Annotated in this window: 11 protein-coding genes and 3 tRNA genes; 12 read left to right on the top strand and 2 right to left on the bottom strand. The window is 73.8% G+C overall.

From position 1 onward, the window contains the following. From ACFC1F_RS21055 to ACFC1F_RS21035, 5 genes are all read left to right on the top strand, one after another. Positions 1 to 1,366: LCP family protein (locus ACFC1F_RS21055; RefSeq protein ID WP_376160219.1), on the top strand; the 1,366-nt coding region annotated here is incomplete at its 5' end. Positions 1,367 to 1,515: 149 nt separating this feature from the next. Next, positions 1,516 to 1,986 carry a ribosome silencing factor gene (rsfS, locus tag ACFC1F_RS21050; protein ID WP_209413288.1) on the top strand — a complete coding sequence of 157 codons (471 nt, stop codon included), beginning with the start codon at positions 1,516 to 1,518 and terminating at the stop codon, positions 1,984 to 1,986. Next, on the top strand, positions 1,983 to 2,630 hold the full coding sequence (locus ACFC1F_RS21045; protein WP_148645921.1) for a histidine phosphatase family protein: 648 nt from the start codon (positions 1,983 to 1,985) through the stop codon (positions 2,628 to 2,630). The genes rsfS and ACFC1F_RS21045 overlap by 4 nt, the downstream gene beginning before the upstream one ends. A 125-nt stretch (positions 2,631 to 2,755) precedes the next feature. Beyond that, a tRNA-Ala gene (locus ACFC1F_RS21040) sits at positions 2,756 to 2,828 on the top strand. 37 nt (positions 2,829 to 2,865) lie between these two features. Continuing rightward, a tRNA-Ala gene (locus ACFC1F_RS21035) sits at positions 2,866 to 2,938 on the top strand. A 173-nt stretch (positions 2,939 to 3,111) separates the two neighbouring features. Here ACFC1F_RS21035 and ACFC1F_RS21030 read toward each other — a convergent pair. Next, complete coding sequence (locus ACFC1F_RS21030) at positions 3,112 to 4,032, bottom strand: helix-turn-helix transcriptional regulator (RefSeq protein ID WP_245205059.1); 921 nt, start codon at positions 4,030 to 4,032, stop codon at positions 3,112 to 3,114. A gap of 102 nt (positions 4,033 to 4,134) precedes the next feature. On the opposite strand from ACFC1F_RS21030, the gene ACFC1F_RS21025 reads away from it, so the two are divergent. From ACFC1F_RS21025 to leuS, 4 genes are all read left to right on the top strand, one after another. Then, a complete protein-coding gene (locus ACFC1F_RS21025; RefSeq protein ID WP_376160216.1) occupies positions 4,135 to 5,574 on the top strand; it encodes an MFS transporter in 1,440 nt (479 codons plus the stop codon). Between the two features lie 111 nt (positions 5,575 to 5,685). Then, a tRNA-Ala gene (locus tag ACFC1F_RS21020) sits at positions 5,686 to 5,758 on the top strand. Between the two features lie 179 nt (positions 5,759 to 5,937). Beyond that, positions 5,938 to 7,458 carry a hypothetical protein gene (locus ACFC1F_RS21015; protein ID WP_376160214.1) on the top strand — a complete coding sequence of 507 codons (1,521 nt, stop codon included), beginning with the start codon at positions 5,938 to 5,940 and terminating at the stop codon, positions 7,456 to 7,458. Positions 7,459 to 7,702: 244 nt separating this feature from the next. After that, a complete protein-coding gene (gene leuS / locus ACFC1F_RS21010) occupies positions 7,703 to 10,591 on the top strand; it encodes a leucine--tRNA ligase (protein ID WP_376160213.1) in 2,889 nt (962 codons plus the stop codon). Between the two features lie 251 nt (positions 10,592 to 10,842). Here the strand turns inward: leuS and ACFC1F_RS21005 are convergent, their stop codons facing one another. After that, positions 10,843 to 11,436 (bottom strand): TetR/AcrR family transcriptional regulator, encoded by a 594-nt coding sequence (locus tag ACFC1F_RS21005; RefSeq protein WP_376160211.1) that lies wholly within the window; start codon positions 11,434 to 11,436, stop codon positions 10,843 to 10,845. Between the two features lie 69 nt (positions 11,437 to 11,505). Here ACFC1F_RS21005 and ACFC1F_RS21000 point away from each other — a divergent pair, with 69 nt between their 5' ends. The 3 genes from ACFC1F_RS21000 to ACFC1F_RS20990 all read left to right on the top strand — a co-directional run bounded on the left by ACFC1F_RS21000 (position 11,506) and on the right by ACFC1F_RS20990 (position 14,558). Next, complete coding sequence (locus tag ACFC1F_RS21000; protein ID WP_376160209.1) at positions 11,506 to 12,093, top strand: alpha/beta fold hydrolase; 588 nt, start codon at positions 11,506 to 11,508, stop codon at positions 12,091 to 12,093. Between the two features lie 566 nt (positions 12,094 to 12,659). Then, entirely contained in the window at positions 12,660 to 13,442 is a 783-nt protein-coding gene (locus ACFC1F_RS20995) for a hypothetical protein (protein WP_376160207.1), read from the top strand. 270 nt (positions 13,443 to 13,712) lie between these two features. Then, positions 13,713 to 14,558, top strand: coding sequence for a DegV family protein (locus ACFC1F_RS20990; RefSeq protein ID WP_376160205.1), 846 nt, complete (start codon positions 13,713 to 13,715; stop codon positions 14,556 to 14,558). The last annotated feature ends 67 nt before the right edge of the window (positions 14,559 to 14,625 follow it).

The raw sequence follows: 14,625 nt of genomic DNA, 5'->3' as shown, positions 1-14,625 counted from the left end.
GCGCACGCCCCGGCCGGCCGCGGCCGCCGCTGCGCCCGCCCGGCCCGAGCCGCCGTCCGAACAGGTCGGCGGGAGCCGCGCGGCCAGGACCGGCGGCGCCGGCAAGGCGCCCAAGGACGACTACGCCACCGGCGAGTTCACCTTCGTCGACGAGGAGGCGGAGGAGTCCGAGGACGTCATCGACTGGCTGAAGTTCGCCGAGTCCCGCAGCGAGGTGCGCGCCGAGCGCCGCCGTAAGCTGCGCACCCGGCTGATCGGCGCCGGCGTGGTGCTGGCGCTCGCGGCGGCCGGTGCCGGCGGCTACCTGTGGTTCACCGGCGAGGACAAGCAGAGCGCGGCGAGCGCGGCCGGCCCGCGCCAGGTCAACGTGGTGCACCTGCGCGACCTCACGGGCAAGGTCTCCAGCGCGCTGCTGGTCAACGACTCCGCCGGGCACAAGGGCACCGTGCTGCTGCTGCCGGACACCCTGCGGCTGCCCGGCCCCGGCGACCCGCCGGTCACCACCGTCGGCCAGGCCATGGACAGCCTCGGCCCGTCCGCCACCCGCGACGGCCTCGCCACCGTGCTCGGCGCCCCGGTGGCCGGCACCTGGCGGCTGGACACCCCCTACCTGGAACTGCTGGTCGCCCAGCTCGGCGGCGTCCGGGTCGACACCAACGCCGAGACCCACGAGGGCGGCAAGGCCGACGGCAAGCTGCTCGCCGCCGCCGGGAAGAACACCCTGCTCAGCGGAAAGGCGGCGGTCGCCTACGCCACCCTCCAGGCGCCCGGCGAGAACCGGGACGCCCAGCTGGCCCGGTTCGGCCAGGTGATGGACGCGGTGGTGCGCACCATGCCGACCGAGTTCAAGGACGCCAAGGACGACGTGCACCGGATGAACGCGGTGCTCGACCCGTCGCTGCCCGAGGACGCCCTGGCCGGGGTGCTCGTCCAACTCGCCCAGCAGGCCAAGGACGGCCACCTCGGCACCAGCGCGCTGACCGTCAAGCCGGACGGCTCCCTGGACGAGGCCACCGCCGGCAAGCAAGTCAAGGACGTCCTCGGCAGCACGGTGAAGTCCGCCACCACCGGCGACGCCCCGGCCCGGGTCTCCATCCAGGACGCCACCGGCAACGACCAGGCGGCCGCCGCCGCACAGGTCCAGGTCGTCAACGCGGGCCTCACCTTCGTCCCCGGCGGGGCGAAGGGCACGCCGCAGGCGGCCAGTGAGATCCGCTACACCGACGACGCCCGGCAGGCCGCGGCGAAGTCCCTGGCGATCAGCCTCAACCTGCCGGAGACGGCGGCCAAGAAGGTCACCGACGCGCAGAACGCCGACCTGGTGCTGGTCCTCGGCAAGGACTACCAGCCGCCGAAGGCCCAGTAGCGCGGCTCTGCCCGGCCCCGCCCTGCACGGGCGGGCCCGGGCGGCCCCGGAAAACGGTTCCGGGGCCGCCCGGGCGGCGTGAGATCCTGGAATGCGATGCCCGGCCGCGTGCCGGGCCCGCCCCCAAGCAGCCGAGCCGGAAGAACACCGTGACCGCCACCGAGCACAGCCAGAACCTGATCACCGTCGCCGCCCAGGCTGCGGCCGACAAGCTGGCGCACAACATCATCGCGTTCGACGTCAGCGAGGTGCTGTCGATCACCGACGCCTTCCTGATCGCCTCCGCGAACAACGACCGCCAGGTCAAGTCGATCGCCGAGGAGATCGAGGACCAGCTGCGCGAGCAGCTGGACATCAAGCCGGTGCGCCGCGAGGGCGAGCGCGAGGGCCGCTGGATCCTGCTCGACTACCTGGACATCGTGGTGCACGTCCAGCACGCCGAGGAGCGCTCCTTCTACTCCCTGGACCGCCTCTGGAAGGACTGCCCCGAGCTCCCGCTCCCGGCCGACGCGCTCGCCTCGCGCAACCGCCCCGACGCGCACACCGACGAGGCCGGCAACGCCGTCTCGCCGGCCGAGGCCGCCCCGGCGGACGACTTCGGCGCCGAGGACTACAGCTGAGCCGGGACGCGCGGGGTCCGCGCATCGTCTTCTGGCGGCACGGCCAGACCTCCTGGAACCTCGAATCGCGTTTCCAGGGCACCACGGACATCGAGCTGACCGGTCAGGGCGTCCTGCAGGCCCAGCGGGCGGCCCGGCTGCTCTCCGGCCTGCGTCCCGACCTGCTGATCTCCTCCGACCTCCAGCGCGCCCGGCGCACCGCCGACGAGCTGGCCACGGTCACCGGCCTGGACGTGCAGCACCACGAGGGGCTGCGCGAGACCTACGCCGGCTCCTGGCAGGGGCTCACCAACGCCGAGATCCGCGAACGCTTCCCCGAGGAGTACGCGGCCTGGGCGCAGGGTGAGCCGGTCCGCCGCGGCGGCGGCGAGCTCTCCACCGAGGTGGCCGACCGCTCGGTGCCGGTGGTGCTCGACGCGGTCGGGAAGCTGCCGGAGAACGGCACCCTGGTGGTGGTCAGCCACGGCGGGACCATCCGCACCATGCTCGGGCGGCTGCTCGGCCTGGAGCCCGAGCTCTGGGAGTGCTTCGGCGGCCTGTCGAACTGCTGCTGGTCCGTGCTGGGCCGGGGCACGCGCGGCTGGCGCCTGCTGGAGCACAACGCGGGCACCCTGCCGCAGCCGGTCATCGGCGACGACACCTGAGGGACGCCGGAGGGGTGCCTGCGGGGGCGGATTTCGCAGTTCCGGGCCTGACCAGTTAGAGTCTTCCTCGTTCGCACGGAGGAAACGCAGACCGGAAAACGGGAAGCGGGAAATCCGGTGAGTGCGGGGCTGTAGCTCAGTTGGTAGAGCGCTTGCATGGCATGCAAGAGGTCCGGGGTTCAATTCCCCGTAGCTCCACTCCGCACCTGCGGTCCGCGAGGGCCGTGCGTGTCGCGGGGCTGTAGCTCAGTTGGTAGAGCGCTTGCATGGCATGCAAGAGGTCCGGGGTTCAATTCCCCGTAGCTCCACAGACAGCAGGAAGGCCGCCACCCACCGGGTGGCGGCCTTCGGCGTTCCCGGGGCACCTCCTCCGGGGGTGGCCCGGAGGACACCTCCTCAGGGGGCGCGTCCCGGCGGAGGTGCCCTCCTGGGCGTCCCTGGACGCGCCCGCCAGACGCCGTCCGGGCACCCGTCACCGGGCTCACTCGTAGCCGGACTGGTGGCAGGGGCGCAGCCAGCCGCCGGGCGGCAGAGCGGAGAGCTGCTCGATCCGCTCGCGGTCCTGCGCCCCCTCCGGGACGTAGACCACCACGTACGTCTCCGGCACCCCGGGCATCGTCAGGTACGAGGCGTTGAGCCGCACCGCCCCGACCACCGGGTGGTTGAACACCCGCAGCCACGTCTCCGGCGGCGCCACCTCCTGGCGCTCCCACAGCTCCCGGAAGAGCGCGCTGCGCGCCGACAGCTTCTGGACGTGCTCCTCCCAGGCCGGCTCGCCGACGTGCTTGCCGTAGGCGGAGCGCAGCACCGCGACCATCCGGGGCAGCGCCTCGTCCCGGTTCAGGAAGGGGTTGCAGCACGGCGGCGCGAGGAGCGTGCACCAGATGCTGTTGAAGCGGCCGGTGTCCGTCCGGACCCGGTTGGTGCCGAACAGCGACTCGTACGGCCGGTTGTACAGCAGCACGTCGAACCGGGTGTTGGAGACCGCCGCCGGCAGCGGCGCCAGCGCGTCGAGTATGACCTGGGTCGACGGGTCCAGTACCAGGGGCTCGGGCCCCGACGGCAGCGTGGCGGCGGACACCCCGGCCAGCCGGAACAGGTGCTCCCGCTCGGTGCCGTCCAGCCGCAGCGCCCGGGCCACCGCCAGCAGCACCTGCTCGCTGGCGTTGATCGGCCGCCCCTGCTCCAGCCACGTGTACCAGGTGACCCCCACCCCGGCGAGCTGCGCCACCTCCTCGCGGCGCAGCCCCGGCGTCCGGCGGCGCAGGCCGGGCGGCAGGCCGACGTCCTCGGGCGTGACCCGGGCCCGGCAGGCCTTGAGGTACCGGGCCAGCTCCGTCCGGCGGCGGTCCTGCGGGCGGGGCCCGGCGGGGGTGACGGTGCGGTCGTCCACGGTGGTCATACCCGCCATCGTGCCGCAGGCCGCGCGGCGCAGACAGGTGCTGCCAGTACCAGGATCAGCAGGCTCTAACCACCAGTACCGGCCCGGCCGCACGCTTGGTCCATGACGGACCTTCAGATCCGGCCCGCGGTGGCCGGCAGCACCACCCCCGGCCCGGCCGCCCGGCCCGGGCTGCTCCTCGCACTCGTCCTCTGCGGCCAGTTCATGGCCGTCCTGGACGTCTCCATCGTCAATGTCGCGGTCCCGACCATCCGCACCGACCTGCACGCCTCCGGCGCCGCACTCCAGCTGGTCATCGCCGGCTACACCATCGCGTACGCGGTGCTGCTCATCACGGGCGCCCGGCTCGGCGCCCGCCACGGCTACGGCCGGTTGTTCCAGCTCGGCCTGGCCGTCTTCACCGCCGCCTCGCTCGCCTGCGGCCTCGCCCCGGCGACCGGCTGGCTGATCGCCTTCCGGCTGCTCCAGGGCGCCGGCTCGGCCCTGATGGTGCCCCAGGTGATGAGCCTGCTCCAGCAGACCTTCACCGGCGCCGCCCGCACCCGGGTGCTCGGCCTCTACTCGGCGGTGCTGGCGGGGGGCATGGCCATCGGCCAGGTGCTCGGCGGGGTGCTGGTCAGCGCCGACCTGTTCGGTACGGGCTGGCGCCCGGTGTTCCTGGTCAACGTGCCGATCGGGCTGGCCCTGCTGGCGGCCGGCGCCCGGCTGCTGCCGAAGCTGCCGGGCGACCGCGACCGCGGCCTCGACATCCCCGGCCTGGTGGTGCTCGGTGCGGCCCTCGGGCTGCTGGTGGTGCCCCTGGTGCTCGGCCACGAGCTGGGCTGGCCGGTCTGGGGCTGGGCGATGCTCGCCGGCAGCGCCGTCCTGTTCGCCCTGTTCGCCGTGGTCGAGCGCGGGATCGCCCGGCGCGGCGGCCAGCCGCTGATCTCCGGCCGGGTGCTGCGGGCACCCGGGCTGCGCCCGGCGGCGGGCGGCCTGTTCATGATCATGGCGGCCTTCGCGGGCTTCCTGTTCTCCTTCGCCCTCCACCAGCAGGCCGGGCTCGGCCACAGCGCGCTGCGGGCCGGGCTCTGCTCGGCGCCGGTCGCGGTCGGCTTCGGGGTCTCCAGCCTGCGCTGGCAGCGGCTGCCCGCCCGGCTGCACGGCGTCCTGCCGGTGCTCGCCACTGTGCTGCTCGCCCCCGGCTACCTGCTGCTCGGCGTGCTGCTGGGCGGCGGTGCGGAGATCGGCCCGGTGGCGCTGGTGCTGATGACCGTGCTCGGGCTGGTCGCGGGCTGCGGGTACGCGCCGCTGTTCGCCCGGGCGCTGGGGGGCGTCGCCCCGGCGGACGCGGCGGACGCCAGCGGCGTGATGGTGACGGTCATCCAGCTCGGCCAGGTGGTCGGGGTGGCGGTGGTCGGCTCGGTCTTCCTCGGAGGGGTCGACCTGCCGGCTCCGGCCCGCGACTCCGGGCACGCGCTGCTGGTGACCACCGCCGTCATCGCGGGCGCCGTCGCGCTCGCCGTGGTCTTCGCCGCCCGCACCCGGCGGTCCGCGGGGTAGGGCCTGCGACAACGGATTAGTGGAGCACCCCTTCGACCGTGTAAAGTAGTCGATGTCGCCGAGGGAAACCGAAGGAAACAGAGGAAAACCTCCGGTGACAACGCAGGTCAAGGGGCTGTAGCTCAGTTGGTAGAGCGCTTGCATGGCATGCAAGAGGTCCGGGGTTCAATTCCCCGTAGCTCCACAGGAATCGAAGGCCGCCTCCCGTTTCGGGGGGCGGCCTTCGGCGTTCCCCGGACGATTCTCGTGGGGTGGTCCTCGGCGTTCCTTCGGTGTTCCCTCGGCAGTGGCCGGAGGTGCGGGGGCGGCCGGTTTTCGTGAACGGTTCGGCGGCCGGCCCCGGGGGACCGCTACCGTCGTGCCATGGCCGATCTGGAGCGCAGGCGCAACGAGGAGTTGGCCCGGATACTGCACCAGCTGGGCTGGAACCCGGAGCGGCTCGCCCGCGAGGTGAGCCTCGCCCTGCCGCCCGGCCTGGCGATCAGCTCCACCGCTCCGTACAAGTGGCGCGACCGCGGCATGGTGCCGCGCAGCCCGCACGACCAGGCCGTCTGCGAGGTGCTCGGCCGCGCCCTCGGCATCGCCGTCACCTACGAGCAGCTCTGGGGCCGGATGGGCGGCAACCGCGGCGCCAAGATCCTCTCGCCGAACCTGCTCACCGACCCGTGGACCGCCGACACCGCGCAGACCGCGCTGCGCGAGGCGGCGGCCGACGCCGGGCCGGTCCGCCTCACCGACCTCTTCCGCGGCGCCGACCTCGACCAGGCCGCCCGGCGCCTGGCCGTCCCGCCGCCACCGGTCGGCGGCGGCGAGGGCGCGCTGCGGATCGACCCCGGCCTGGTGGGCGACCTCGGACACTCCCACCGGAGCAAGCAGCGGCTGGAGCGGGCCTACGGCGGCGGCCTGGTGCTCGGCCCGGCCCGGGCCGAGCTGGCCCTCGTCGCCAAGCTCCTGGAGCTCGGCGGGTACGACGAGCAGCTCGGCCGCGCGCTGTACGGGACGGCCGCCCGGTTCGCCCGGCTGGCGGGCTGGGCCGCGTACGACCTCGGGCACGAGGCGGCCGCCCAGCGGGCGTTCGTCGCCGCACTGCGGGCCGCGCACCTCAGCGGGGAGCTGCGGCTGGGCGTGGGCGTGGTCGGCTGCCTGGTGGTGCTGGCCACCCAGAGCACGGGGGGACGGGGGTTGGACGTGCGCGGGCTGGACGCCGTCGGTGCGCTCTCCGGGGCGCTGGAGGCGGCCGGGGACGCGCTGGGTCCGGCCGACCGGGCGGTGCAGCTCGGGCGGATCGCCCGGGCGCACGGGCGGCGGGGCGAGCCCGAGGAGACGCGGAGGGCGGCCGAGCGGGCGTTCGCGGAGCTGGACGGGTTGGCGGGGGATGCCGGCGAAGGCGTCGGCGGGGGTGCTGCCGGAGGTGTCGGTGGGGGTGCCTTGGACGGTGTAGCCGACGGTGTTGCCGGGGGTGTTTTCGACGGTGTTGCCGACGGTGCTGCCGGGGGTGTTCCCGGGCCCGTCGGCCGGGGCTCCGGGGCCGTCTCCGCGGCGGCGGGCGGGTACGGCACCGCGGTGGCCGGAGGGGCCGGGGAGCTGCGGGCGGACCTCGCGGGCATGGTGGGGGAGGGGTACCTCTTCCTCGGTGACCACCGCCGCGCCCAGTCCCTGCTCGCCGGGGCGGTGGACGGCCTCGGCCCCGGCCGGGCCCGGGCCAGGGCGCTGCTGATGGTCAGGCTGGCTGACTCCCAGCGGCGCACCGGCCGTCACCGGGAGGCCGCCGCCACCGCCGACCGGGCCCGCGCCCTGGCCGCCGGAATGCAGTCCGAGCGGGTCGCCCGGGCGCTGCGCGACTTCGACGCGGCCTCCCGGGCGGGATTGCCGGGAGAGGCCTGAGGCCCTTGCGGTACCCTGAGCCCATGCGAACCGTGCGCCTGCTCCTTAGCCGGCCGCGCTGACCAGGACCGGCCCCGCTCACGGGCGGCTGCCGGAGTCGGCGTGGCGTCCCCTCCTGCGAGGGGCTTTTTTGTTTTCCACCGCCTTTTCCGAAACCGCCTCACCGCCTTGGCCGTCCGCGGCCGGTCACCCGTCCGGTCACCGGCCCGGTTCGCCCACTGACATCGATGGAGCCTGAAGGACCATGAGCGAGACGACCCCTGCTTCCGGCGCGGCCGACGCCGCAACCGAGCCGTTCCGGTACAGCGCCACCCTGGCGGCGGAGATCGAGTCCCGCTGGCAGGACATCTGGGAGAAGGAAGGGACGTTCCACGCCCCCAACCCGGCCGGCGACCTGGCCGACCCGGCCGCCGGTGACGTCGCCGCGAAGCCGCACAGCTTCATCATGGACATGTTCCCGTACCCCTCGGGCGCGGGCCTGCACGTCGGCCACCCGCTGGGCTACATCGCCACCGACGTCTACGCCCGCTACCAGCGGATGACCGGCCACAACGTGCTGCACACGCTGGGCTACGACGCCTTCGGCCTGCCCGCCGAGCAGTACGCGGTGCAGACCGGCACCCACCCGCGGGTCTCCACCGAGGCCAACATCGCCAACATGCGCCAGCAGCTGCGCCGGCTGGGCCTGGGTCATGACCCGCGCCGCTCGATCTCCACGATCGACCCGGAGTACTACCGCTGGACGCAGTGGATCTTCCTGCAGATCTTCAACTCCTGGTACGACGAGGAGGCCGGCAAGGCCCGCCCGATCGCCGAGCTGATCGCGCAGTTCGAGGCCGGCACCCGTGACGTCCCGGGCGGCGGCACCTGGGCGGAGCTGTCCGCCGCCGGCCGCGACGAGCTGCTGGGCGAGTACCGGCTGGCGTACTCCAAGGAGGTGCCGGTCAACTGGTGCCCCGGCCTGGGCACCGTGCTGGCCAACGAGGAGGTCACCGCGGACGGCCGCTCCGAGCGCGGCAACTTCCCGGTGTTCAAGTCCAACCTGCGCCAGTGGATGATGCGCATCACCGCGTACTCGGACCGCCTGATCTCCGACCTGGACCTGCTGGACTGGCCCGAGGCCATCAAGCTGCAGCAGCGCAACTGGATCGGCCGTTCCGAGGGCGCCCGGGTCGACTTCGCGGCCCCGGGCGACCAGAAGATCACCGTCTTCACCACCCGGCCCGACACCCTGTTCGGCGCCACCTACATGGTCCTGGCGCCCGAGCACGGCCTGGTCGACTCGATCGTCCCCGCCGCCTGGCCGGAGGGCGTTCCCGCCGAGTGGACCGGTGGCGCCGCCACCCCCGCCGAGGCCGTCGCCGCCTACCGCGCCGAGGCCGCCGCCAAGTCGGACGTCGAGCGCCAGGTCGAGGCCAAGGTCAAGACCGGCGTCTTCACCGGCGCCTACGCGGTGAACCCGGTCAGCGGCCGGCCCGTCCCGGTGTTCATCGCCGACTACGTGCTGATGGGCTACGGCACCGGCGCCATCATGGCCGTCCCCGCCCACGACCACCGCGACTTCGCGTTCGCCCGGGCCTTCGCCCTGCCGATGCGCTGCGTCGTCGAGCCCACGGACGGGCGCGGCGAGGACCCGTCGGCCTGGGACGACGCCTTCGACACCTACGACTCCGTCATCGTCAACTCCGAGCGCTCCGAAGGCGACCTGTCGCTGAACGGGCTGAGCGTCGTCGACGCCAAGGCCCACGTGACCGGGTGGCTGGCCGAGCGCGGCATCGGCGAGGGCACCGTCAACTACCGCCTGCGCGACTGGCTGTTCAGCCGTCAGCGGTACTGGGGCGAGCCCTTCCCGATCGTCTACGACGAGGACGGCGTCATGCACGCGCTGCCCGAGTCGATGCTGCCGGTCGAGGTCCCCGAGGTCGACGACTACTCGCCGCACACCTACGACCCGTACGACTCCACCTCCTCGCCGAAGACCCCGCTGTCGCGCAACGAGGACTGGGTCAACGTCGAGCTGGACCTGGGCGACGGCCCGAAGACCTACCGCCGCGAGACCAACACCATGCCCAACTGGGCCGGTTCGTGCTGGTACGAGCTGCGCTACGTCGACCCGTCCAACGGCTCGCGCGTCGTCGACCCCGCCAACGAGCGGTACTGGCTGGGCCCGACCGAGCAGAAGCCGGCCGGCGGCGTCGACCTGTACGTCGGCGGCGCCGAGCACGCGGTGCTGCACCTGCTGTACGCCCGCTTCTGGCACAAGGTGCTGCACGACCTGGGCCACGTCTCCTCGGTCGAGCCGTTCCACAAGCTGTTCAACCAGGGCATGATCACCGCCGACGTCTACCGCGACGAGCGCGGCTTCCCGGTGCCCGCCGCCGAGGTCGAGGAGCGCGACGGCAAGTACTTCTGGCAGGGCGAGCCCGTCAAGCGCGAGGCCGGCAAGATGGGCAAGTCCCTGAAGAACGCCGTCGCCCCCGACGAGATCGCCGACGAGTACGGTGCCGACACGCTGCGCCTGTACGAGATGTCGATGGGCCCGCTGGACGTCTCCCGCCCCTGGGACACCCGCGCGGTCGTCGGTTCGTACCGCTTCCTGCAGCGGCTGTGGCGCAACGTCGTCTCGGAGGCCACCGGCGAGCTGGTCGTCACCGACGAGGAGCCGGACGAGGCGACGCTGCGCGCGCTGCACAAGGCGATCGACGGCATCCGCGGCGACATGGCCGGGCTGCGCTTCAACACGGCCGTGGCCAAGGCGATCGAGCTGAACAACTTCCTGGTGAAGCGCGGCTCCACCCCGCGGTCGGTGGCCGACCAGCTGGTGCTGATGGTCGCGCCGCTGGCCCCGCACATCGCCGAGGAGCTGTGGCGCCGACTGGGCCACGGCGAGTCGCTGGCGCACACCGACTACCCGGTCGCCGACCCGGCGTACGTGGTGGACGAGTCGGTGACCTGCGTCGTGCAGATCAAGGGCAAGGTCAAGGCCCGGCTGGAGGTCGCGCCGTCGATCTCCGACGCCGAGCTGGAGGCGCTGGCGATGGCCGACCCGGCCGTCGTGGCGGCGATCGGGGACGCGCCGGTGCGCAAGGTCATCGCGCGGGCGCCGAAGCTGGTGAACATCGTCACGGGCTGACGGTCGACAGCTGACGGCTGATGGCTGACGGCTGACGGCTGTGGTGTGCGGGCGGGCGTCCTTCGGGGCGCCCGCCCGTTCGTCTTGTCCGTGTGCCTGTTGTCCGTGTGCTTGCGCGTGCTTCCGGCCGCCGGGCTCTCCGGACCGCCGGGCTCCCCGGGGCGGTGGGCTCCCCGGATCGGTGGGTTCCCCGGATTGGTGGGGCCGGGGCCCGGGGGGTCTGGGGTGCTTCGTGTGGCTCGGCGGGGCGGTCAGGTGCTCCGGAGTCCGTCGAGGAGGCGGGAGACGTGCGCGGGTGCCTCGGCCGGGTCGAGCGGGGCGTGGCCGACCAGCAGGCGGTACCAGAACAGGCCGAAGAGCTGGTCGGTGGCGGCCTCCAGGTCGGCGGTCGCGGGCAGTTCGCCGCGGTCGGCCCCGCGGGCGAGGATCCGCAGCACCACGGCTCGCCGGCTCTGCACCCAGGTGCGGAACGGTTCCTCGAACGCCGGGTCCAGCTGGGCCTCGGCCATCAGCCCGCGCAGCGCGCGCACCCGGAGCGGGTGCCGGGCGACCGAGTGGAGCGCGGCGACGAAGGCGACGAGGTCCTCGGCGGTGCTGCCGGTGTCCGGCTCGGGCATGCGCTGCGCGACCGTCTCGCGGTAGGAGTCGAGGACGAGCAGGGCCTTCGAGCTCCACCAGCGGTAGATGGTGCTCTTGGCGACCTCGGCCCGTGCGGCCACCCTTTCCATGGTGACGGCCTGGTAGCCGCTCTCCTCCAGGATCGCGGCGGTGGCGGCGAGGACGGCCTGGTGGGCCTCCTCGCTGCGGATCCGCCCACCGGTGCGGCGGGCTTTCTGCTCTGGCATGACAGCACGGTAGCAGCGGTGCTAGCTTTAATCGAAACGCGACGGATCGTTTTTATTAAGGGGAGAATCATGAGCGCAGTCGTGGTGTCGCACGGCCTGGGGGCCCGCGAGGACAGTGTCTGGTTCCCATATCTGGCCCGGGAGTTGGCGGTGTCCGGCGACATCGTCACGGTGCCCTCGCTGCCCGGTCCGCAGGCACCGGACCTGGCCGCCTGGCGGAGCGCCTTCGGCGCGGCCGCCCGCGCCGCCGGACCGGCCGGGGACACCGTGCTGGTCGGTCACAGCGTCGGCGGGGCCAACGTGCTCCGGTTCCTGGAGCAGTACGACGCCGAGGCACACGGCCGCTTCGCCGGCGTACTGCTGGTCGCTACGCCGGCCCGGGACGTCGGGTACGACGTGCTGAAGGAGTTCTTCGCCGAGCCGTTCGACTGGGCGCGGATCCGGGCCGCGGCGGACGGCTTCCGGGTCCTCCAGGCCCTGGACGACCCGGTCAACCAGCCGGACCCGGCCACGCACGCGCGCGACCTGGTGGCCGGGCTCGGCGCCACGGCGGTGCTGACGGCGGCGGGCGCGCACTTCGGGGCCACACCGGACGACCACGTGGAGGTGCCGGAGGCCGTGTGCCTGGTGCGGGAGCTGCTGGCGGCGCGGGCGTAGCGACCGCGGACGAAGGGGGCTCGGGCGTAGGGGGGCTCGGGCGTAGGGGGCCGGGATGTAGGGAGCTCGGGTGCAGGGGGCCGGGCGTAGGGAGGGGCGGCGGGCGCTGCCGGAGCCCGTCCCCGGACTGGGGGCGCGGGCCGGTTCGTCCGGCCGGCGCCCCCGGTCGGCCCCTTCTGTCGTCGTCGCGGGCCGGGTGGTTTCGGGCGGGTGCTCCCCGGACTGGTGCTCCCCAGGCTGGTGCTCCCCGGGCAGGGGAGGGGCCTTTTCGGGCCGGGCTGCCGTGAGTTGGGTGGTTCGCCCGGCGGGGCTTCGGGGCTTCGGGGCTGAGTGGGACGGGTCTCGGGGCTGCTCGGGACTCTTGGGGTTGAGCGGGAATCCTGGGGTTGAGCGGGACTCCCGGGGGCCGGCTCTGGGGGAGATCCCCGATCTGTCCCTGATCTCGGTTGTGGAGCCCCGTTTGCACTGCCCCCGGACCCCGCGCGGCGGCTACCGTGGAACCCTCGGTGGACCGGCCCGCGTTGGGCCCGGTGGGGGCCGGTTCGGCTGGCGGAAGGTGGTTCGTGATGGACATGCTCGGCGTGATGGTCGGCTTGGCCCTGCTCTTCGGACTGGCGATGGTGACGCTGGCCGTCGTGGGCACGGTGAAGGCCGCGAAGGCGGTCGCCAGGAAGGTCGAGCGGCACGAGGCCAACGCCCGGCGCGCGGTCGAGAACGTCACCCTCAAGGCGAAGACCTACACCAAGCCCGGCCCGCACGGCCAGATCTCGGCCGTCCGGCTCGGGCTGCGGACCTCGCTGGAGGGCACCCGCCAGGTCCTGGAGAGCGGCCTCGCCCAGGACGGCCAGCTCGGCGAGTCGCTCGCCCTGCTGCGACGGCTCGACGCCCACGCGGCGGAACTCGACGGCGAGCTGCGGATCCTGGAGCGCGAGCCGGACTCCGGGCGGATCGCGACCAAGCTCCCCGAGTTGCGGGAACGGGCCGGGCGGATCACCCACTCCGCCGAGACGATGCGCTGGGCCGCCCAGGACCGGATGCACCGGTTCGCGGACGACGAGCTGCGCCGGCTCAGCCAGGAGTGCGAGAGCGAGGCGGGGGCGCTGCGGCACTGGGACGCGTCGGGCGGCGCGGGCACCGGGGGCGGCGCGGCCGGGGACACGGCCGCTGGTGGTACCTCCGGGTCTGTCGGCGGGGCGTCCGGGGCCGGCCGGGAGCAGGCCCAGCGGGCCGGGCTGACCGACGGCCGGGGCGGGCGGCCCGGGGCCGAGGAGCTGCTGGGGCTGGCCGACCCGCTGGCAAGGCTGGCGGAGCGGCTGCGGAAGCCGTCGGCGGGCCCGTCGGCCGGCTGAACCGGCTGAACCGGCTGAACCGGCTGAACCAGCTGAACCGGCTGAACCGGTTGGATCGGTTGAGTCGGTTGGATCGTCCGAGTCGTCCGAATCGGCGGTCCCGTGCTCCTGGGGGCCGGGTTGCGTGCGACCCGGGCCCGGCGCGACGCGGGCCGTGGACTTGAGCGGTTGCGGCCCGGTGGGTCCCCGGATTCCGGGGTGCTCCCGGGCTTGCGCGTGACCCGGTCCGGGCGCTGTCATCCGGGCCGGGCGCGGAGTAACCTCCGCCTCATGCCCGCCGACCTCGCGCTTGTCACCGATTCCACGGCCTATCTGCCGCAGGAGGCCGTCGACCGGTACGGAATCTCCGTGGTCCCGTTGAGTGTCGCGGTCGGCGACACGGCCCTCGCCGAGGGCGTGGAGATCTCGCCCAAGGACGTGGCCGAGGCGCTGCGGGGCAAGCAGCGGGTGACGACGTCCCGGCCGAGCCCCGAGACGTTCGCCGCCGCCTACCGGGCGGCGGTGGAGGCGGGCGCCCGGGGGATCGTCTCGGTGCACATCTCCGGCGAGCTGTCCGGGACGGTGGAGGCGGCGCGGCTGGCTGCCGCCGAGGCGGCCGTTCCGGTGCGGGTGGTGGACAGCCGGCTGGTCGGCATGGCCCTGGGGTACGGCGTGCTGGCCGCCGCCGAGGCGATCGCGGACGGGCGGGAGCTGGCCGAAGTGGCCGAGGCCGTCACCCGGCGTACGGCACAGACCAGCGGTTTCTTCTACGTGGACACCCTTGAGTACCTGCGTCGCGGCGGCCGGATCGGGGCGGCGCGGGCGCTGCTCGGCTCGGCCCTGGCGGTGAAGCCGCTGCTGCACCTGGACGGCGGGCGGATCGAGCCGCTGGAGAAGGTGCGGACCGCCTCCCGGGCGATCGCCCGGCTGGAGGAGGTCGCGGTCGAGCAGGCGGGGGAGCGGGAGGTCGACATCGCCGTTCACCACCTGGCGGCCGAGGACCGGGCCGAGCCGCTCGCGGAACGGCTGCGCGGGAGGGTCCCGGGGTTGCGGGAGCTGTACGTGGGTGAGGTCGGCGCCGTGATCGGCGCCCACGCCGGGCCCGGGCTGCTGGCGGTCGTGGTCTCGCCGCGCTGAGGCGACTCGTGGTGGCGTGTGGTGGCGTGTGGCGTGTGGTGCGACGTGCGTGTGGTGCGAGGTGCGT

The sequence above is a fragment of the Kitasatospora sp. NPDC056181 genome (assembly GCF_042266225.1).
Lineage (GTDB): Bacteria > Actinomycetota > Actinomycetes > Streptomycetales > Streptomycetaceae > Kitasatospora.
Note: the sequence above shows the minus strand (reverse complement) of the source record. Positions and strands in the feature narration are given on the sequence as shown.